Raw genomic sequence first — 19,482 nt, 5'->3', positions numbered from 1 at the left:
GAGACTTCCGATGGCAACCGTATCCCCGTCGTGGAACTACACCCTGCATCTTCCGCGCGATCCACGTGCCCCGGGTATCGCAAGGGGCGCCCTCAGGCTGATTCTGGCCGCCCATGAGATGCCCGAGCTGACCCCCACGGCAGAACTGCTGGCAGCCGAACTGCTGACGAACTCGCACTGCCACACCAAGGGCACCTACGCCCTGCGCGTCCTGTCGTCAGAACCCGGTCGGCTACGCGTGGCCGTCTGGGACACGGATCCACGGGTCCCGCCCGGCTTCTCCGAGCGGAGCGCCACCGCACCCCCGCCCGACGACGAGCACGGTCGCGGACTGCGCCTCGTACAGGCCTGCGCGGACGCGTGGGGCGTGTCCGTGCTCCGGGAACTGGGCGCGTCGAGGGGCGGCAAGCTGCTGTGGGCGGAGTGCGGGGGCGGGGCGGCGTGGTGAGCATGCGATGTCCGTCCCGGCAGGGCGGCGCCATACTGGGAGGAGGAGCCATGCCCGTTCATCAGGAGCAGACCATGAGCGCACAGCCTGAGCACGGCTGGGGAGCGATGCCCCTCCCGGAGATCCGGACCGTGGACGACCTGCGCAGTGCGCTCAGCCGCTACGGCTTCCCGGGGGACCGGGAGCGGTTCGAAGAGGAGCTGGCGGCGGCCATAGGAGCTTCCCCGACCGACGACCTCACGGCGGCCGCCACTGTGGTCAGGGCCTATCGCCACCGCGTCCTGATCAGGAACTCGCCGGAAATCATGGCGGCCCTTGAGGACGCCCGCCCAGGGGGAAGCACTACGTGAACGAAATCCCGTTGGAGGAGGCCGAGCCCGCCAGGAAGGCGTTCGGTGACCTGACTGAGGGGGAGCGGGAAGTCGTTCGGGACGCCCTCGCCGTCATCGCGGGCGGCCCGGCGGCGGGGCGGGAGATCCCGGGCTGGCGTCCTCCATCCGTCGAGTACACGTACACAACACGTCTCGCCCGGGACTCGGCCGAGGCAATCACCGGTGTGTACACGTACACACCGGGCATGGGGGTGACGGTCGTCTACTACTTCCGTGACCCGCAGGTCGTGGACTGAGCGAGAGCACCCTCACCCCTGCAGATCCACCCGCACCGTAAGCAACTCCGTCCCCAGCACCCGTACCGCCGCGCTGTTCATGCGAGGCAGGCTGCGCAGGCGGGCCACCGGGTCGTCGTCGGGCATCAGGTGGGCCGTGCCCTCGTGCCAGCGGCCCCCGATACGGACCCGTACCCGCGGGTTCGCCTTGATGTTGCGGACGTACTGCGAACGCTCCCCGAACTCCGAGACCAGCCAGAAGGAGTCGCCGACGCGGCGGCCGCCGACCGGGGTCTGGCGGGGCAGGCCGGAGACACGCCCCGTGGTCTCCAGGACGGTTTGGAGGGGGAGGCGGCGCAGGAGCGGGTTGCCGATGTGGCGCTGGAACGTGGTGGCGGTGCGGAATCTGAGGTCGTCGAGGCGGGACATCGTCCGTGGGGCTCCTGTCTGGTGCGTGACGCAAGGGAGTTGCTTCAATGGTCCTTGATGCCGCGCGAGGAAAGCAGGTGGCTGCGGATGCGAGTCGTGACCTGGAACCTGTGGTGGCGGTTCGGGCCCTGGGAGACGCGGCAGAAGGCGATCCTGGCCACGCTGCGGGAGCTGCGGCCCGACGTCGTCGGGTTGCAGGAGGTGTGGGAGTGCGGCGGCGAGAACCTCGCGGGGTGGCTGGCGGCCGAGCTCGGGATGCACTGGACCTGGGCCGCTTCCGACGCGTCGGACCGGTGGCAGCGGCGGATAGGGGACGCGACGGTCGACGTCGGCAACGCCGTGCTGAGCCGCTGGCCGGTCGTCGAGCAGGACGTGCTGCGGCTGCCCGTCCCCGAGGAACTGGACGACGGACGGCTGGCCCTCTACACCCGCCTCGCCGCGCCCACCCACCCCGTCCCCTTCTTCACCACCCACCTGACCTCGGCCGTCCACGCCTCGGCCGTACGCCGCGAACAGGTCACGGCCCTCGCCGGGTTCGTCGCCGCGCACCGGGGCGGGACGGACTTTCCCCCCGTCGTCACGGGGGACTTCAACGCCTGGCCCGACTCCGACGAGGTACGGCTGTTCGGGGGGTACAAGACGGCACCCGTCGTGCCCGGACAGGTCCTCCTCGACGCCTGGGAGTACGCCGATCCGGCGGCCCCCTCCGCCACCTGGGACCCGGCGAACCCCTACGTCGGCCGGAGCCCCGCCGTGCGGATCGACTACATCCACGTGGGGACCGGCCCCGGCGGCCTGGGAGACGTGCGGGCCGTACGGCGCGCCGGTGACGGGCCGGTCGACGGGGTGTGGCCCTCCGACCACGCGGCGGTCGTCGCCGACCTCGTCGCCGGCCCGCCCGGCTCGTCACCTCACTGACGCCCCAGGAAGACCGGGTTGGTGAACGCCGCCAGCGCCCCCGGCAGCGGTCCCGCAGCCGTCTCGTGCCGCAGCTCCGCCCGTACGTACGCCGCGTACGAAGGCGTCGTACGCCACTCGACCGTCCCGGCGCCGGACACCGGCAGCGGGGCGCTCGTGAACAGCACCCCCTGGTCGGTGACGAACCGGACCGTGCAGCGCGGGGCGCCCGTCACTTCGAGCCGGACCGTCACCGGGGTGTCGCCGGACACCTCCAGGCGCTCGCCGATGCCCGCGTGTTCGCCGCGGGAGCCGGCCGCCGTGAAGGACAGGGACAGCCTGCTCGACTCGGCGACGTAGCAGCGGCCCGCGCGGATGCCCTCCTGGACGGCCTCGCGGGTCAGGTCGTCGGCCAGGACCACCGTCTGGGGGGAGCCGACCACGTCCGGGTCGCGGTGCGCGTCGCTGTTGCCCATCGCCGGGATCCAGTCCCGGCCGCCCGACCGCACCGACGCGACCAGCATCCCGTCCCAGTCCGCGAGCGCCACCTCGTCGTCCGGCGTGTACGGGCCGTTCCACACCTCGACCGCGTCCGCCTCGCCGAAGCCGAACTTCCAGTTGCAGCCGATGCAGGTGGCGTGCGGGTGCGCGGGGACGACCAGGCCCCCGGCGCGGCGGATCTGACGGGCGAACCGGCCGAAGCGGTTGTCCCGCGCCCGGTAGCGCCAGTCGACGAACGTCCCCGGCTCCGTGCCGAGGGCCAGCACGTGACCGTTCCTCGTCGTGACCTCTTCGCCCAGCATGACCAGCAGGTCGTCGCCGGCCACGTCCGCCCAGTGCGGGTGCGCCGAGTGCGTGTTGTGGTCCGAGGAGTTGATGAAGTCCAGGCCCGCCGCCCGCGCCAGCGCCGCGATCTCCGCCGGCGTGCGACGGCCGTCGGAGTGCCAGGAGTGCAGATGGCAGTCCCCCCGGTACCAGGCCCGGCCCCGCCCCTTGGCACGCGAGGGCGGATACACCGGCTCCGGCGTCGCGCCCGGCTCCCCGTAGGTCAGCGTGACCGTGATCTCGTACGACAGTCCCTGCGGCGCCACCGTGTAAGGGCCGAGGGCGAGGTGCCAGGTGCCCTCGCGCACCGGCCCCGGCAGGTAGCCCGGCGTCGCGTCGTCCGCCCGGATGAAGAACTCCGTGCGCGCCCCGCCCGACCAGCCCCGGAAGCCCCGGCCGCCCAGCTCGGTGCCGTGCTCGTCGAAGACGCCGATGTCGAGCGCGTTGCCCGCGGTGCCGGCCGGTACGGGCGGCTTGTCGTAGGTGTACGCGACCCTGAGCTCCCGTACACCGGAAGGGACTTCGAGGGGGACGTACACGAAGTCGGGCGAGCCGGTGGGCAGCGTGCCGCGCACCGTCCTCGTCTCCTGGCCCTGGCCTTCCGCTGAAGCGAAGCTCACGCTTCCCAACGTAAGCGCGGCGGCCGCGCCCGTCACGAACAGCGACCGTCTGCCGATCCCGCCGGTTCCGCTGTGACTGTCCTCGCACATGCTGCTGCTCCCAAGGTGTCGTGAGTGACATGGCATGGGTGGTGCAGGGGTGGCGCGTGCAACTGTCGTATTCAGCCGTGAACTCCCGTGCAAGGGAAGGGGATCGGCAGCTTTCGGTAAGGAACCGGCCGCGCGGCACGAACATGATCCCGACCGGTCGGTATGGACATTCGGGTCGGGGCGCGGTAGAGATTCGGCCATGCGTATCGCTGTCACGATCTTCCTCACCGACGAGACCATCACCCCCACCCGGCTCGCCCGTGAGCTGGAGCAGCGCGGGTTCGCCGGGCTCTATCTGCCCGAGCACACACACATCCCGGTCGAGCGGACCACCCCGTACCCGGCGGGCGGCGAGCTGCCGCGCGAGTACGGCCGCACCCTCGACCCCTTCGTCGCGCTCGGGCAGGCCGCCGCCGTCACGGAGCGCCTGGGCCTGGGCACGGGCATCACGCTCGTCGCCCAGCACGACCCGATCGACCTCGCCAAGCAGATCGCGACCGTCGACCACCTCTCCGGCGGGCGCCTCACCCTCGGCCTCGGCTACGGCTGGAACGTCGAGGAGGCCGCCGACCATGGAGTGGAGTGGCGGACGCGCCGGGAGCTGGTGCGGGACCGGATGGCGCTGATGCGGGCGCTGTGGGCGGAGGAACCGACCGCCTACGAAGGGCGGTTCGGGAGTGTGCGGGCCAGCCACGCCCACCCCAAGCCGGTGCAGAAGCCGCGCGGGCCGGTCGTCGGGCCCCGCACGCTCGTCGGCGGAGCGGCCGGGCCGAAGCTGTTCGCGCACATCAGCGAGTTCGCCGACGGCTGGTTGCCGATCGGCGGCCGCGGCCTGACCGAGAACCTCCCGCTGCTGCGCGCCGCCTGGGCCGACGCGGGCCGCGACCCGGCCGCGCTCCAGGTCGTGCCGTACGCCGTCCACCCCAGCCCGGGCAAGCTCGCGCACTACGCCGAACTCGGCATCGAGGAGGTCGTGGTGCAGCTGCCGTCGGCCGGGGAGGCGGAGGTGCTGCGGCTGCTCGACGGGTACGCGCACCACGTGGCCGGAACCGGCGCTTCAAGTGACACCGTGTAACGAGCGGCGGCCGGGGGCGATTCGGGCGTCGCTTGTTCGACCTGATCAACGCGATCGTATGCTCGAAGGATGACGACTCCCGCGACCTCCGGAACCGGCCCCACCGGCCCCACCGAGAACTCCATGCGTCGCGCCCTCAAACGCGCCCGGGACGGCGTCGCCCTCGACGTCGGCGAGGCAGCGGTGCTGCTCCAGGCCCGCGGCGAGGCCCTCGAGGACCTCGCCGCGTCCGCCGCCCGGGTGCGGGACGCGGGTCTCGAGGCGGCCGGCCGGGCCGGCGTCATCACCTACTCGAAGAGCGTCTTCATCCCCCTCACCCGGCTGTGCCGGGACAAGTGCCACTACTGCACCTTCGTCACCGTCCCCGGCAAGCTGCGCCGCGCCGGCCACGGAATGTTCATGTCGCCCGACGAGGTGCTCGACGTGGCCCGTCGCGGCGCCGCCCTCGGCTGCAAGGAAGCCCTCATCACCCTCGGCGACAAGCCCGAGGACCGCTGGCCGGAGGCGCGCGAGTGGCTCGACGCGCACGGCTACGACGACACCATCGCGTACGTCCGGGCGATCTCGATCCGCATCCTGGAGGAGACGGGCCTGCTGCCCCACCTCAACCCGGGCGTCATGACGTGGACCGACTTCCAGCGCCTGAAGCCGGTCGCGCCCAGCATGGGCATGATGCTGGAGACCACCGCCACCCGCCTCTGGTCCGAGCCCGGCGGCCCGCACCACGGCTCCCCGGACAAGGAACCGGCCGTCCGGCTGCGCGTCCTGGAGGACGCGGGCCGCTCCTCCGTCCCCTTCACGTCCGGGCTCCTGATCGGGATCGGCGAGACGTACGAGGAGCGCGCGGAGTCCCTGTTCGCGCTCCGCAAGATCTCGCGGGCCTACCACGGCATCCAGGAACTGATCATCCAGAACTTCCGCGCCAAACCGGACACGGCGATGCGCGGCATGCCGGACGCGGAACTGGACGAACTCATCGCCACGGTGGCCGTGGCCCGGCACATCATGGGCCCGTCCGCCTGCCTCCAGGCGCCGCCGAACCTCGTGGACTCGGAGTACGCGCGGCTGATCGGCGCCGGTGTCGACGACTGGGGCGGGGTCTCCCCGCTCACCATCGACCACGTCAACCCCGAGCGCCCCTGGCCGCAGATCGAGGAACTCGCCGAGAAGTCCGCGGCGGCCGGTTTCGAACTGCGCGAACGCCTCTGCGTCTACCCGGAGTTCGTCCGGCGCGGCGAGCCCTGGCTGGACCCGCGGCTGCTGCCGCACGTACGGGCGCTCGCGGACCCGGAGACCGGCCTCGCCCTGCCGGACGCGGTGGTCGAGGGCCACCCGTGGCAGGAGCCGGAGGAGGCGTTCGTGGCGTCCGGCCGTACGGACCTGCACCACACCATCGACACCGACGGCCGTACGTCCGACCGGCGCGACGACTTCGACGAGGTCTACGGCGACTGGGGCGCCCTGCGCGAGGCGGCCGCGCCCGGCATGGCCCCGGAGCGCATCGACACGGACGTACGCGCGGCCCTGGCGACGGCGGCCGACGACCCGACGAAGCTGACGGACGACGAGGCGCTGGCCCTGCTGCACGCGGACGGCCCGGCACTGGACGCGCTGTGCGGGATCGCGGACGACGTCCGCAAGTCGATGGTCGGCGACGACGTCACGTACATCGTGACGAGGAACATCAACTTCACCAACGTCTGCTACACCGGCTGCCGCTTCTGCGCCTTCGCCCAGCGCCGCACGGACGCCGACGCCTACACGCTCTCCCTCGACCAGGTCGCGGACCGCGCGCAGCAGGCGTGGGAGGTGGGCGCGGTGGAGGTCTGCATGCAGGGCGGCATCCACCCGGACCTCCCGGGCACGGCGTACTTCGACATCGCGAAGGCGGTCAAGGAGCGCGTCCCCGGCATGCACGTCCACGCCTTCTCCCCCATGGAGGTGGTGAACGGCGCGACGCGTACGGGGATGTCCGTCCGGGAGTGGCTGAGCGCGGCGAAGGAAGCCGGCCTGGACTCCATCCCCGGCACGGCGGCGGAGATCCTCGACGACGAGGTCCGCTGGGTCCTGACCAAGGGCAAGCTGCCGACGGCGACGTGGATCGAGGTGGTGTCCACGGCGCACGAGCTGGGCATCCGCTCCTCCTCGACGATGATGTACGGCCATGTGGACCAGCCCCGTCACTGGCTGGGCCACCTGCGCACGCTGGCGGGGATCCAGCAGCGGACGGGCGGGTTCACGGAGTTCGTGACGCTCCCGTTCATCCACACGAACGCCCCGGTGTACCTGGCCGGAATCGCCCGCCCCGGCCCCACCATGCGGGACAACCGCGCGGTGACGGCGATGGCGAGGCTGCTGCTGCACCCGCACATCCCGAACATCCAGACCAGCTGGGTGAAGCTGGGCACGGAGGGCGCGGCGGAGATGCTCCGCTCCGGGGCGAACGACCTCGGCGGCACGCTCATGGAGGAGACGATCTCGCGCATGGCGGGCTCCTCCTACGGCTCCTACAAGTCGGTCAAGGACCTGATCGCGGTGGCGGAGGCGGCCGGCCGCCCGGCGAAGCCGCGCACCACCCTGTACGGGGAGGTGCCGGAGGAACGGCAGCGGGCGGCACGCGCGTCGGACGGGCATCTGCCGGAGCTGCTGCCGGTACTGGACTGACCTCCGGAGAGCCCGCAGTACGATGATCCGACCCCCGGCACCGGGGGTCGGAGACTGAGGAGATGCGTGCCCGTGCCTGCCCGACGGCTTCCCTCGTGGGCCTGGGTCACCGGCCTGACGGCCGGGGCGATCGCCATCGTCACCGTCCTGGCCATGCAGGCGGACCAGGGTTCGCAGCCCGTGGCCGAGGCGTCTCCCCGCCCGGGCGCCTCGGCGTCGGCGAGCGCGCACCCCACACCCAAGCCGACGAAGACCGCCGCCGTGCCCGACGGCTCGGGCACCGGGCGCCGGATCGTCTACTCCCTCGGGCAGCGGCGCGTCTGGCTGGTCGACGCGAGCGACGCCACGAGCCGCACCTTCACGGTCTGGCCGGGCACGGTGAGCCCCGCCGCGGGCAGCTACACCGTCTCGACCCGCAAGGACGCCACCATCGGCTCCGACGGCGTCCAGATCGAGCACATCATCTACTTCGCCGCCACGTCCGGCGTCAACATCGCCTTCTCCAACGCGGTGGACGGCTCCTCACCGCCGCCCGCCTCGGGCACCCGGACCGGCGGAATCCGCATGCCGAAGGCCGACGGCACGGCGCTGTGGGCGTTCGGGACGGCGGGCACGAAGGTGTCCGTCGTCGACTAGCGCCGGTCGGACAGCGTCGGTCAGACGGCGCCGTCCGTCTCCTGCCCGTGCTCACGCAACGGCAGCTGGACGACGAGCAGCACGACGCCACTGAGGAGAAACACCCGGGTCGCGGCGTCCAGCCCGTTCCAGTCCTCCGACTGCCACATCGCGAACCACTCCCCGCCGATCGCGATGAACCCGGCCCCGAAGAGCAGCATCAGCAGCCCGTACGTGGAGAATCGCCGCGCCCGGCCGTAGTCCCGCCGCCCCCAGAACCACGTCCCGGCGACGAGCACGAGCGCCGCGACCGTCTCCCACACGATGATCGCGACGTATGCCGCGTCCTGAAGCCCCTTGCTGGTGACGGCCCGCCACATCAGGTCGTCGTCCTTGAACGTCGTGTCCATGGCCAGAACGTGCCGTACGAACTGCTGGTTGGTCCCGAAGTCGGTGATGTTCCCGAAGGCGACCAGGGCCGTGTAGAGGGCGACGGTGGCGGTGAGGAAGGTGGCGGTGAGGGTGAGGGTGCGGGAGGTGGCGGTGGGAGAGGTGGGGGTGGTCATGCCCATGATTCTTCCCGCCCGGGACGGCCGCCTCGCGTCGCCATTGAGCCAGATTCGCGCCAGGCATGCCCCGTCCTTCGCGCCGACTGCGCCCTTTCCGTCATGTGACCTGTTCCTGCCGAAAGCTGACCACAAAGGACCACTCAGGTCACTCCCCGCATACCGATCCGCCCCCTGATCCGCCCGTTCCAGGTCGATTACAGTGCTGAGCTGTCGTACATGCGGACGGTGCCACGGGAGGTCTTGGTGGGTGCGACGACCGGCGCTGTCTGGGGCCGTGCCGAGCAGCAGGACTTCCGTGGGCGGGTGCGGGGCACCTTGCTCGGCGCGGCCCTCGGAGACGCGCTGGGGGCGCCGGTCGACGGGCTCGGGATCGACGGGATCCGGGAGGCCCACGGGGCGGAGGGCGTCGTCGATCTGGCGCCTGCCTACGGGCGGCGCGGTGCCGTCACGCATCTCACGCAGCTCACGCTGTTCACGGTGGACGGCCTGATACGGGCGCAGGTACGGCGCGACACCGGAGCCTGGCATCCGCCGACCGATCTGCACCGGGCGTATCTGCGCTGGGCCGCGACCCAGCGCGACTGGGGGCCCGACGAGCGCCGCAAGGACGACGGGTGGCTCGCGCGCGAGGAGTGGCTGTATGCGCGACGGGACCCGGCCCAGGCCCTGCTGCTGGGCCTCGGCGACGAGACCATGGGCACGCTGGAGGCGCCCAAGAACCCCGGCGAGCCCGGTCCGGAGGCGGCCGCCCGTTCGGCGCCCTTCGGGCTGCTGGTGGGCTGGGAGCCGCAGTTGGTCGTGCAGCTCGCCGTGGAGTGCGCGGCGCAGACCCACGGGCATCCCACCGCCTGCCTCACGGCCGGCGCGTACGCCGTGATCGTGCACGGGCTCGCCCGGGGCGAGAGCCTCGACGGGGCCGTGCAGCACACGCTCGCCCTGCTCGCCGCGCGCCCCGGACACCAGCCGGTCTCCAGCGCGTTGCAGCATGCGCTGGGCGCGGTGCGGCAGGGGATCCCGACGCCGGGGAGGGTGGAGGAGCTGGCGGGCGACGGTACGGCGGAGGGGCTGCTGGCCGTCGCCGTCTACTGTGCGCTGGTCGGGGAGGACGTCCGGCACGGGCTGCGCCTTGCCGTGAATCAAGGGGGTCCCTCCGGGGCCGCGGGTGCGCTGACCGGCGGGCTCCTCGGTGCCCTGCACGGCGAAACGGCCCTCCCCCCGGCCTGGCTGGCCGAGCTGGAGGGCCGTCCCACGATCCTGGAACTCGCCGACGACTTCGCGATGGAGATGACCCAGGGGCCCGCGCTGCACGGCCCGGCGGGGGCGTCCCCGGGGTGGCTGGCGCGTTACCCGAGGGGAGCCCAGTAGACCCGTCGAACCTCACAGGCCGGCGTCGTCCTTCACCGTCGTACCGACACCTCCGCTCGCCGGAGCCGGCACCGGAGCCGCGGCAGCCGCCCCGTCCCCGTCCGTGTTGATCCGCTCGATGACGGCCAGCCGCTCCGGGGTGTCCTCCGGCTTCAGGTAGCCGATCAGGATGTAGAGGACCAGGGACACCGCCAGCGGGACCGACACCTGGTACTGCAACGGCACCCCGCCGTCGACGTTCCAGTTGATCGGGTAGTTGACCAGCCAGAAGGCCAGCAGGCCCAGCGCCCAGCTGGTGAGCGCGGCCGTCGGGCCGGAGCGGCGGAACGGACGCAGCAGACCCAGCATCATCGGGATCGCGATCGGGCCCATCAGACCGGCCACCCACTTGATGACGACCGTGATGATGTCCTTGAAGGTGGGGGAGTTGACCTGCGTGGCCACCGCCATCGACAGGCCTAGGAACACCACCGTCGTGACCCGCGCGGCGATCAGGCCCGACCGCTCGCCCCACGCCCGCGCCTTCGACGACAGCACCGGCGCCACGTCCCGCGTGAACACGGCCGCGATCGCGTTGGCGTCGGACGAGCACATGGCCATCGTGTGCGAGAAGAAGCCGACGATGACCAGACCCAACAGCCCGTGTGGCAACAGCTGTTCGGTCATCAGGCCGTAGGAGTCGGAGCCGTCCGGCTTCTGCGCGGTGACCAGCAGCGGCGACATCCACATGGGGAAGAAGAGGACGACCGGCCACACCAGCCACAGGACGGCGGACAGGCGGGCCCCGCGTTCGGCCTCCCGGGGAGTGGCCGTGGCCATGTAGCGCTGGGCCTGGTTGAGCATGCCGCCGTTGTACTCGAAGAGCTTGATGAAGAGGAAGGCGAGCAGGAACACCGTGCCGTACGGGCCGACCAGCGGCTTGCCGTGGCCGTGCAGCGCCGGCTCGTCCCAGGCGTCGAAGAACCCGATCCCCTTGTCGTTCAGCTTCAGCACCACCGCGACGAACATCGAGACGCCGGCCAGCAACTGGATGACGAACTGCCCCAGTTCGGTCAGCGCGTCCGCCCACAGACCGCCGATCGTGCAGTACACGGCCGTGATCGCACCGGTGATCAGGATGCCCTGGTTCAGCGACACCCCGGTGAAGACGGACAGCAGGGTCGCGATCGCCGCCCACTTCGCGCCCACGTCCACGATCTTCAGCAGCATGCCGGACCAGGCCAGCGCCTGCTGCGTGGACAGGTTGTAACGGTTCTTCAGGTACTCCAGCGGAGAAGCCACATGCAGCCGCGACCGCAGCCGGTTGACGCGCGGCGCGAACAGCTTCGATCCGATGGCGATGCCGAGCGCGATCGGGAAGGACCACGTCACGAAGGACGTCACGCCGTAGGTGTAGGCGATGCCCGCGTACCCGGTGAACATCACCGCGCTGTAGCCCGACATGTGGTGCGAGATGCCGGAGAGCCACCACGGCATCTTCCCGCCGGCGGTGAAGAAGTCGCTGACGTCGTCCACCCGCTTGTGCGACCAGACGCCGATCGCGACCATCACGCCGAAGTAGCCGACGAGCACGGCCCAGTCGAGACCGTTCATGAGCCCCCTTCCAGAGTCCGTCGCCAGGGTCAGGCATGTGAACTCTGGGTTCGTGGGCATGTGCACGGCAAGGATGGGGTAGGTCAAGGGAAAGTAAATTCGTTCTTTTGGGTGACCTGAGTTTATGGATGTGAACTCGCCATTGCCGGAAGGAGCCCTCAGCGCATCAGCTCCCCCGCGTTGACCAGCAGCGACTGCCCCGTGATCGCCCGCGCCCGGTCGGACGCCAGGAACACCACCGCGTCCGCCACGTCCCCGTCCGACGCCAGCTCCGGCAGCGCCATCCGCTCGGTCAGCCGCGCGAGCACCTCACCCTCCGGCACGCCTTCGGTCTGCGCGGTGAACTGCACGTAGGCCCGCACCGGCGGCCCCCACATCCAGCCCGGCAGCACGGTGTTGACCCGGATCCGGTACGGCCCCAGCTCCCGCGCCAGCGAGTACATCGCGCTCGTCAGCGCCCCCTTCGACGCCGCGTACGCCGCCTGACGCACCTGCGAGGGCGCGGCCACGGCCGACTGGGTCCCGATGAACACCACCGAGCCGCCGCCCCCGCCCCCGCCCGCCTTCAGTCCCGGCAGACACGCCCGTGTCATCCGCAGCGAGCCCAGCAGGTTCACGTCGAGCACCGACTGCCAGGTCGCGAAGTCCGCGTCCTCGAGGCCGCCGAAGCAGGAGTCCCAGGCCGCCACGTGCACCACGGCGTCGATCCCCCCGAACCGTTCCGACGCCAGTCCGGCCAGCGCCGCGCACTGCCCCTCGTCGGTGATGTCGGTGGCCCGGTAGGCCGTGTGCGCTCCGTCCGGATCGATCTCGGCGGCGCTCTTGGCGAGGTTCGCCTCGGTGCGCGCGCCGAGGACCGCGTTCCCGCCGTCCCGTACGACGGCGGCGGCGACCTGATGGCCGAGACCGGCCCCCACCCCCGACACGACGACGGTCTTGCCCGCGAGCAGTGACATGAGAGCCCTCCTTGACCCCTGGCGCATTACCTGACGGGGCGTCAGAGTATGGGCGAGCCGCCCAGGAAGGGGAAGAGCATGAGCGAGGAGACCCGCAGCGAGACGTACGCCGAACTGGCCGCCGTAGGACCGTACGGTGTCCGCCCCGGCCACGCCCTGATCACCATGGTCGAGCCGCACCCGGGCCACGAGTACGCCTACAACCGCTGGTACGAGGACGACCACTACTACGCCGGCGCGATGGCCATGCCCTGGATGTACGCCGGCCGCCGCTGGGTCGCGACCCGGGACCTGCAACTCCTGCGCTACCCGGAGAAGTCGGCGATCGCCCAGCCGGTGACCGCCGGCTGCTACCTCTCGACGTACTGGATCACCGCAGGCCGCTACGACGAGCACATGAAGTGGACCGTCGCGATCAACAAGCGGCTCAACCGGGACGCCCGCGTCTACCACGACCGTACGCACGTCTTCACGGCGTTCCAGGACCACGAGACGACGGTGTACCGCGACGGAGCGGCGGGTCCGAGGGACTACCACGCCCTCGACCACCCCTACGCGGGCCTGGTGCTGCAGGTGATCGACGCCGGGTCCGCGGAGCGGCGTGCCGAACTGGTGGACCGGCTCCGCACCCGCCACCTGCCCAGGCGGATCGCGGGCTCCCCGGCCGCCATGGTGACCGTCTTCCGCCCGACCCCCCTGCCCGGCGACCGCATGACCTACGTCAAGCAGGTCGAGGGCGTCGACACCCGGCTGACCCTGCTGTGGTTCCTGGAGACGGATCCACGGGAGTGCTGGGAGGACCACTTCACCGACCTCGACCCGGTGGTCACCGAGTCGGGGCTGGGGACGGTGGAGCTGGTGGCACCCTTCATCCCCACGGTGCCGGGCACGGACCGGTACGTCGACCGACTGCGTTGATCACGCCGGTCCGCGGCACGGTCACTTCAGCTCGTCCGGACACGGCGTGCCCCGCGGCAGCTGATACGGCGCCGCCAACCGGTACGTCCCCGTCTTCGGCGCCACCAGCACCGTCCACTTGTCGCCCTCCGTGTCCTCCTCCGTCTCGATCAGGCAGCCGTTGACGTTGTCGTACGTCTTCGGCGTGTCCTCGGCCCGGCGCTTGGACGCCTCCGTCTCCTGCGGCGGCTGGAGCTTCTTGCCGTCGGCGTCGACGATGCTCAGCCACGGCGAGTACGGGATGCGGATGAGGATGCGGCCCGCCTTCTTCACCTCGATCGTCAGCTCGACCTGCTCGGCCCGGTCGACGACGGCGTTCGGCTCGGCGAGCGGCGCCGGGTCGGTCACCTGGAACAGCTGCCAGTTGGCGTCGCCCCAGACCTGCTTCAGATACGGCAGCCCGCGCTGCACCAGTTGCAGCTCGCGCTGCCCGCCGTCGCCGTCGGGCTCGTCCTTGGGTACGACGACGAAGTGCACGGCCCACCGCTGGAGCCACTCGTGGTAGTTCGCGGAGTTGAGCGTGTCGTCGTAGAAGAGGGGGTTGCGCTCCATGTCGGCCTGGCGGTTCCAGCCGCGGGCCAGGTTGACGTACGGGGCGAGGGCGGAGGCCTCGCGGTGGGAGCGGGCCGGTACGACCTCCACGCGGCCCTTCTCGGCGCCGACCTCCTGGAGCTGGTTGACGAGCGGCGCCAGCTCGCGCGCCCAGGACGCCGCCGGGGTCGTATGGATGATGTCGTCGACCGACTTGAAGCCGATCCAGCCGGCGAAGCCGGCGAGGGCCACCACGATCGCGTACCACTTGCGTGAGCGCGGGACCACGAAGGGCAGGGCCGCCACCAGGGTCACGCCCGCGAACAGCATCGCCAGCCGGGTGATGTTGGAGCCGATCTGCGAGCTGATCAGCCACACCAGCAGCACCGCGAGCCCGTACACCGCGGCCGTGATCCGGACGGTCGTCCACTCGCGCGGGACGACGGCGAAGACGACCGCCGAGAACAGCAGCGGCAGCGACGCCGAGCCGAAGGACATCGGCTGGGTGCCGGAGAAGGGGAACAGCCAGGCGGAGAGGGCGACGACCGCCGTAGGGGCGAGGCCCAGCGCCCACGCGCCCGGCCGCCGCTTCTGCAGGAACAGCGCGGCGGCGACGATGCCCACGAAGAGCCCCGCCACCGGCGAGCCCATCGTGGCCAGCGCGGCGAGGGGTGCCGCGCACAGCGCCTTCGCCCACCGCTTGTAGCGCCAGCGGTACGGCCAGCAGAACACGACGGCGACCGCGCCCAGCGCGAACATGGTGCCGAGCCCGAACGTCACGCGCCCGGAAATCGCGTTGCAGAGGAGAGCGAGGACACCGGCCAGCGAGGCCCACAGGGGGTTGCGGACCGACCGGCTGCGCACGAGGACCAGGGTCAGCAGCCCGGCCGACACGGTCCCGGCGATCATCATCGTCGTACGGACGCCGAGCACCGACATCAGATACGGCGACACCACGCTGTACGACACCGCGTGCATCCCGCCGTACCAGGCGAGGTTGTACGCCGAGTCCGGGTAGCGGCCGACGAACTCGGCCCACGCGTCCTGCGCCGCGAGGTCTCCGCCGCTGTTCGCGAACGTGAAGAACCAGGCGATGTGCAGGACCCCGGCGAGGGCGGTGACGGACAGGACGGGGTGCTGGAGCAGACGCTGCCGGAGGACGTAGGCGGCGGCCCGCACCCGGGCGCCCCTGTCCCTGCCGCCGTTGCCGCGGGGGGCGCTCGTCCCGGTTTCAGGCGGTGGTATTCGCGGGCCGGCGTCCGTTCCCGGAGCGGTGTCCGTACCCGGGCGCGTGTCTGCTCCCGGGCCGTCCGTTGCCGGACCGGTGTCGTCGGCGCGTGTCGGCTCCACTGTGGTCACCTGAAGGCACTCCCCGTGTCCCGTCTTCTGTTCTCGGCCGCGACCCGTTCTCCTCGGCTTCACGGCGGCGTTCCCGCGACAGGCGACCTGTCCTGTTTCGTGACGCTAGCACGCACCCCGCCGGTGGGCTCCCGGGCGGGGGCCACACGACGGGGTGCGCTGGTGCGGAGTTGAGGGCGCGCGACGGGCGCGATCAGCCGAGACGTGTCAACTTGTTCGTGAAGCCCGGTTCGGCCAGGTCCGTCTGCAGGGCCACGGGCACCTCGACCGCGTCGCCCGAGCCGTCGCCGACGGTGAGCGTGCCCACCTGGGTGCCGGCCTTCGCGGTATGCGGTACGTCACCGGAGTCGAAGGTCAGCTTCACCTTCAGCCCGGCCCAGCCGACCGCCGTGACGTCCTTGGCGACGACGACCGGCGTACGACCGCCGAGCTGGTCGTCGACGTACCCGACGACGTCGCCCTTCTTCAGGATCTTCGCCGAGGTCATCGCGTCCTGCGCGGCGAGCATCGCGGTCTTGCTGACCGCGTTGACGGTGTCGATGATCGGCGCCGTGTGCTGGCCGAGGACCGCGCCGACCAGAGTGACCGTTTCGCCGCCGACCTCCTTGGTAGCGGCGAACAGCAGGTTGCCGCCGGCCTTGGTGGTGGAGCCGGTCTTGATGCCGAGGGCGTTGTTGTAGGGGACCAGCGTGTTGTAGTTGCGGTGCTTCTGTCCCGACGGGTCGGTCCAGCTGGGCAGCTTGGTGATGTCCATCAGCGCCTGGATCTTCACCAGCTCGTGGCCCAGCTTCACCTGGTCCTCGGCGGTGGAGACGGTGGTCTCCTTCAGGCCGGAGGCGTCGGTGTACGTCGTGTTCGACATCCCGAGCTCCTTGGCGGTGGCGTTCATCTTCTTGATGAACGCCGTCTCGCTGCCCGCGTCCCAGCGGGCCAGCAGCCGCGCGATGTTGTTCGCCGACGGGATCATGACGGCCGACAGGGCCTGCTTCTCGGTGAGCTTGTCGCCCTCCTTGACGGTGTTGAGCGTGGACTCGCCGTCCTTGTCGTAGCCGCCCTCCTTCTCGGCGGTGGCGTCGACGGTGATGCTCGCGCCCTCCTCACCCGACTTCAGCGGGTGGTCCTTGAGCACGATGTACGCCGTCATCGCCTTGGCGACCGAGCCGATGGCGACCGGCGTCTGCTTGCCGAAGTCGCCCATCGAGCCGATGCCGTTGACGTCCATCCAGCCCTGGCCCTCGCTCGGCCACGGCAGGTCGACCTTGGCGCCGTCGAAGGTGTACGAGTCCTCGGCGGTGAGCGTGAGCGCGGTCGCGGGCAGCGGGCGTACGGCCTGCACGATCGCAAACACGATCGCCAGCAGGATGACCAGCGGCGTCCAGATCTTGACGCGACGGAAAGTCGTCCGCAGTGCCGTCTCCGGGGGCCGCGGAGTGTTCGTCAGCTCGGCCAGCAGATCCAGTGGCGGCTTCGGCGGCAGCGGCTGCTGCGTGGTCCGCTCCGGCCCGATCTGCGGTACGGCCGCGGTCTCGTCCGCGGGGGCCGGCGCGACGGGCTTCGGCTTACGGGTCTCCGGGGCGTCCAGCGGCTTGAGCGCGACGAACTTGCTGGTGCGCTCGGGGTCGGACTCGGGGGCCGTCGCCGGGGCCTTCGCGGGAGCCTTGGGGGGCTTTGCGGCCCCGCCCAGCTTCAGCATGGTCGTGGGCTGGTCGACGGCGGGCTTGTCGGGGCGTACGAGCTTGAAGACGGCGGTGGGCTGGTCCACGGGGGGTCCGGAGTCGGGTTCGGAGTCCGACTTGGCGTCGTTCCCGGGATCGGCCTTGGGGGTCGCGGAGTCTGACTTGGCGTCGGCCTTGGGGCCGGTCCCGGCGCCGGCCTTGGCGTCGGTCCCGGAGTCTGACTTGGCGTCGGTCTCGGCGTCGGCCTTGGAGCCGGTCCCGGAGTCCGACTTGGCCTCGGTCCCGGAGCCGGCCCTGGCGTCGGTCTCGGCGTCGGCCTTGGCGTCGGTCCCGGCGTCGACTTTGGAGCCGGTCGCGGAGTCCGACCGGGCGTCGGTCCCGGAGCCCGACTCGGCGTCAGTCCCGGAGCCGGTCCCGGAGTCGGTCCCAGAGTCCGTCGCCGCGGCCGGCTCGGAGTCGGCCTTCGGAGCGTGCTCGTCGGCGTCCTGGTCGGCGTTCTCGGCCTCGCCGGCGGAGGCGGCCACCTCTGAACCCTCGGAGGCGCCCTTCGAGGCGCTCTCGGGGCTCTCAGGGCCCTCGGTGGCACCTTCCGCGTCCTCGACCGCCCCGGCGTCCGCGACCGACGCCTCATCGGCCTTCCCGTCGGCCGTCTTCTGGTCGGCGGACCCCACCCAGGCGGCCACGGCGGCCCGCAGCCGCGCGTCACCGTCCACGTCGGTGCCGTGGCTGCTGCTGTCGTCGCCGCCGGAGGCGCCCGCGCCCTCGGCGTCCTCCGAGCCCGCCTCCTCCGCCGACTCCGCGACCGCCTCGTCGCCGGTTTCCTCGGCCGCGTCGGCCTCGGTCGTCTCGACGTCCGTAGCCGCGCCGCGTGTCGCCGATGCGTCAGCTGTCGCCGAGACGTCAGTCGTCTCCTCGGCGTCCGTCGCCAGCTCCCGTACGGAGAAGATCTTCGTCGCGGTGTCGACCCCGCCGGACGACGACTCCCGCGTCACCGAAAGCCGAGGATCACGCACCTCGCCCCGAGCCTCGGGAACCGCACCCGCGCTCCCCGACGTCGGTTTCGTCGACGACTCGCGCTGCTTCGACCTGTCGGGGGACTCGCCCGCCACCGATGCCTCCTCCATGCGCCGCACGCCGTCCGTGCGGCTACCGAACCGTGTGAACCGCCGCCCGTGACACCGCTCACCGCGCTGTCCGAACCATGTACCAGTGTCCTGTGTGAGGGCTTGGCTCCTGCGGTAGACGAGAACGACATACCTGCCGGTTCCCTCACGAACCGGTCACGCGCCCTCGACAGACCAATGTGAGAGGGGTCACCCTGTCATTCATCCACGCGGGGAGGCATGGATGGGCAGGAGCCGCAGAACAATTCCGGAGGAGCTTCTGCTGCTGGCACTGGACCCGGCCACGGGTACCACTGCACAGCCGCAGTCGCTCGACCTCGGTCTGGCCGGAGCACAGCTAGTGGAGCTGGCGCTGGCCGGACGGATAGCCCCAGACGGGGATCGTATCGCCGTGGTGGTACCACGGCCGACTGGAGATCCAACTTTGGACTGTGCGTTGGAGTTGCTGCGCAGGCGTGGCGCTCCCGTGCGGGCGGTCAACTGGATTGGCGGGCCACGACTGGGGCTCCGCCAGACCTACCTCTCGCATCTGGAGCGGTGCGGCATGGTGCATGCCGTGGCCGGTCAGATGTGCGGGGTGCTGCCGACGACTCGCTACCAGGCGACGGACACCGACATCAGCCGGGAGATCAGGGCCCGGCTGGACTCCGCGATCCGCACCGGCGTGCCGCCGGACCCGCGGACCGCGGCGCTCGCCGCACTGGCGCACGCGGTCGGCCTCGGCAAGCACCTGTATCCGGGGAACGAGGGACGTTCGTCCCGCTCCCGACTGCGGGACCTGATCAGGCACGACCCCATGGGCGGCCTCGTGGCGCACGCCGTGATGGACGTCCAGAGCGGCGTGGCGGCACAGCCGCGTCGCAACCCTGCCCCGGCCGGCCGCCAGGCCGGAGCGGGCGCCAGGTCCGCGCCGGAACCAGCTCGTGGCGTTCCGTCGCAACCACGCCATGGTTCCATGGCGCGCGCCGTGGCCCACTGAGCCGAAGTCCCACGGCACTCAGACCCGGTACGGGAGCCGCTGGTGGAGCGGGGGGGGGGGGGGGGGGGGGGGGGGGGCCCCCCCCCCCCCCCCCCCCCCCCCC

Annotated in this window: 17 protein-coding genes; 10 read left to right on the top strand and 7 right to left on the bottom strand. The window is 71.4% G+C overall.

The features are described 5' to 3' along the window. Positions 1 to 10 precede the first annotated feature (10 nt). The 3 genes from ACFY16_RS23545 to ACFY16_RS23535 all read left to right on the top strand — a co-directional run bounded on the left by ACFY16_RS23545 (position 11) and on the right by ACFY16_RS23535 (position 1,076). A complete protein-coding gene (locus tag ACFY16_RS23545) occupies positions 11 to 448 on the top strand; it encodes an ATP-binding protein (protein ID WP_390649126.1) in 438 nt (145 codons plus the stop codon). A 74-nt stretch (positions 449 to 522) separates the two neighbouring features. Then, positions 523 to 798: a hypothetical protein gene (locus ACFY16_RS23540; protein ID WP_390649125.1), complete on the top strand. Its 276-nt coding sequence runs from the start codon at positions 523 to 525 to the stop codon at positions 796 to 798. Further along, positions 795 to 1,076 carry a hypothetical protein gene (locus tag ACFY16_RS23535; protein ID WP_390649124.1) on the top strand — a complete coding sequence of 94 codons (282 nt, stop codon included), beginning with the start codon at positions 795 to 797 and terminating at the stop codon, positions 1,074 to 1,076. The genes ACFY16_RS23540 and ACFY16_RS23535 overlap by 4 nt, the downstream gene beginning before the upstream one ends. Positions 1,077 to 1,088: 12 nt before the next feature. On the opposite strand, the gene ACFY16_RS23530 is transcribed toward ACFY16_RS23535, so the two are convergent. Further along, complete coding sequence (locus ACFY16_RS23530) at positions 1,089 to 1,484, bottom strand: nitroreductase family deazaflavin-dependent oxidoreductase (RefSeq protein ID WP_390649123.1); 396 nt, start codon at positions 1,482 to 1,484, stop codon at positions 1,089 to 1,091. Positions 1,485 to 1,571: 87 nt separating this feature from the next. Here ACFY16_RS23530 and ACFY16_RS23525 point away from each other — a divergent pair, with 87 nt between their 5' ends. After that, positions 1,572 to 2,402 (top strand): endonuclease/exonuclease/phosphatase family protein, encoded by an 831-nt coding sequence (locus ACFY16_RS23525; RefSeq protein WP_390649122.1) that lies wholly within the window; start codon positions 1,572 to 1,574, stop codon positions 2,400 to 2,402. Here ACFY16_RS23525 and ACFY16_RS23520 read toward each other — a convergent pair. After that, complete coding sequence (locus ACFY16_RS23520) at positions 2,396 to 3,916, bottom strand: CehA/McbA family metallohydrolase (RefSeq protein ID WP_390649121.1); 1,521 nt, start codon at positions 3,914 to 3,916, stop codon at positions 2,396 to 2,398. The two genes, ACFY16_RS23525 and ACFY16_RS23520, sit on opposite strands and share 7 nt — an antisense overlap. A 199-nt stretch (positions 3,917 to 4,115) precedes the next feature. Here ACFY16_RS23520 and ACFY16_RS23515 point away from each other — a divergent pair, with 199 nt between their 5' ends. From ACFY16_RS23515 to ACFY16_RS23505, 3 genes are all read left to right on the top strand, one after another. Next, entirely contained in the window at positions 4,116 to 4,991 is an 876-nt protein-coding gene (locus ACFY16_RS23515; RefSeq protein ID WP_390649120.1) for an LLM class F420-dependent oxidoreductase, read from the top strand. A gap of 69 nt (positions 4,992 to 5,060) precedes the next feature. Beyond that, positions 5,061 to 7,655, top strand: coding sequence for a bifunctional FO biosynthesis protein CofGH (locus tag ACFY16_RS23510; protein WP_390649119.1), 2,595 nt, complete (start codon positions 5,061 to 5,063; stop codon positions 7,653 to 7,655). Positions 7,656 to 7,721: 66 nt separating this feature from the next. Continuing rightward, entirely contained in the window at positions 7,722 to 8,291 is a 570-nt protein-coding gene (locus ACFY16_RS23505) for a hypothetical protein (RefSeq protein WP_390649118.1), read from the top strand. 20 nt (positions 8,292 to 8,311) lie between these two features. Here ACFY16_RS23505 and ACFY16_RS23500 read toward each other — a convergent pair whose 3' ends face one another. After that, positions 8,312 to 8,836, bottom strand: a complete 525-nt coding sequence (locus ACFY16_RS23500) for a DUF2165 domain-containing protein (protein WP_390649117.1) — start codon at positions 8,834 to 8,836, stop codon at positions 8,312 to 8,314. A 246-nt stretch (positions 8,837 to 9,082) separates the two neighbouring features. Between ACFY16_RS23500 and ACFY16_RS23495 the strand changes: the two genes are divergently transcribed. After that, positions 9,083 to 10,204, top strand: coding sequence for an ADP-ribosylglycohydrolase family protein (locus tag ACFY16_RS23495; RefSeq protein WP_390649116.1), 1,122 nt, complete (start codon positions 9,083 to 9,085; stop codon positions 10,202 to 10,204). A 12-nt stretch (positions 10,205 to 10,216) separates the two neighbouring features. On the opposite strand, the gene ACFY16_RS23490 is transcribed toward ACFY16_RS23495, so the two are convergent. Both ACFY16_RS23490 and ACFY16_RS23485 read right to left on the bottom strand, forming a co-directional pair. After that, a complete protein-coding gene (locus ACFY16_RS23490) occupies positions 10,217 to 11,797 on the bottom strand; it encodes a sodium:solute symporter family protein (protein ID WP_390649115.1) in 1,581 nt (526 codons plus the stop codon). Between the two features lie 158 nt (positions 11,798 to 11,955). Next, positions 11,956 to 12,753 (bottom strand): SDR family oxidoreductase, encoded by a 798-nt coding sequence (locus ACFY16_RS23485; RefSeq protein WP_390649114.1) that lies wholly within the window; start codon positions 12,751 to 12,753, stop codon positions 11,956 to 11,958. Between the two features lie 78 nt (positions 12,754 to 12,831). Between ACFY16_RS23485 and ACFY16_RS23480 the strand changes: the two genes are divergently transcribed. After that, positions 12,832 to 13,671: a hypothetical protein gene (locus ACFY16_RS23480; protein ID WP_390649113.1), complete on the top strand. Its 840-nt coding sequence runs from the start codon at positions 12,832 to 12,834 to the stop codon at positions 13,669 to 13,671. Positions 13,672 to 13,692: 21 nt separating this feature from the next. On the opposite strand, the gene ACFY16_RS23475 is transcribed toward ACFY16_RS23480, so the two are convergent. Together ACFY16_RS23475 and ACFY16_RS23470 are read right to left on the bottom strand one after the other, a co-directional pair. Continuing rightward, the gene (locus ACFY16_RS23475) at positions 13,693 to 15,600 is read right to left on the bottom strand and encodes an MFS transporter (protein ID WP_390649112.1); all 1,908 of its coding nucleotides are present in this window, start codon (positions 15,598 to 15,600) and stop codon (positions 13,693 to 13,695) included. A gap of 193 nt (positions 15,601 to 15,793) precedes the next feature. Further along, entirely contained in the window at positions 15,794 to 18,400 is a 2,607-nt protein-coding gene (locus tag ACFY16_RS23470) for a D-alanyl-D-alanine carboxypeptidase (RefSeq protein WP_390649111.1), read from the bottom strand. A 223-nt stretch (positions 18,401 to 18,623) separates the two neighbouring features. On the opposite strand from ACFY16_RS23470, the gene ACFY16_RS23465 reads away from it, so the two are divergent. Beyond that, a complete protein-coding gene (locus tag ACFY16_RS23465; protein WP_390649110.1) occupies positions 18,624 to 19,379 on the top strand; it encodes a GPP34 family phosphoprotein in 756 nt (251 codons plus the stop codon). Positions 19,380 to 19,482 lie beyond the last annotated feature (103 nt).

It is taken from the genome of Streptomyces sp. NPDC001315, from assembly GCF_042896175.1.
Classification (GTDB): Bacteria; Actinomycetota; Actinomycetes; order Streptomycetales; family Streptomycetaceae; genus Streptomyces.
Note: the sequence above shows the minus strand (reverse complement) of the source record. Positions and strands in the feature narration are given on the sequence as shown.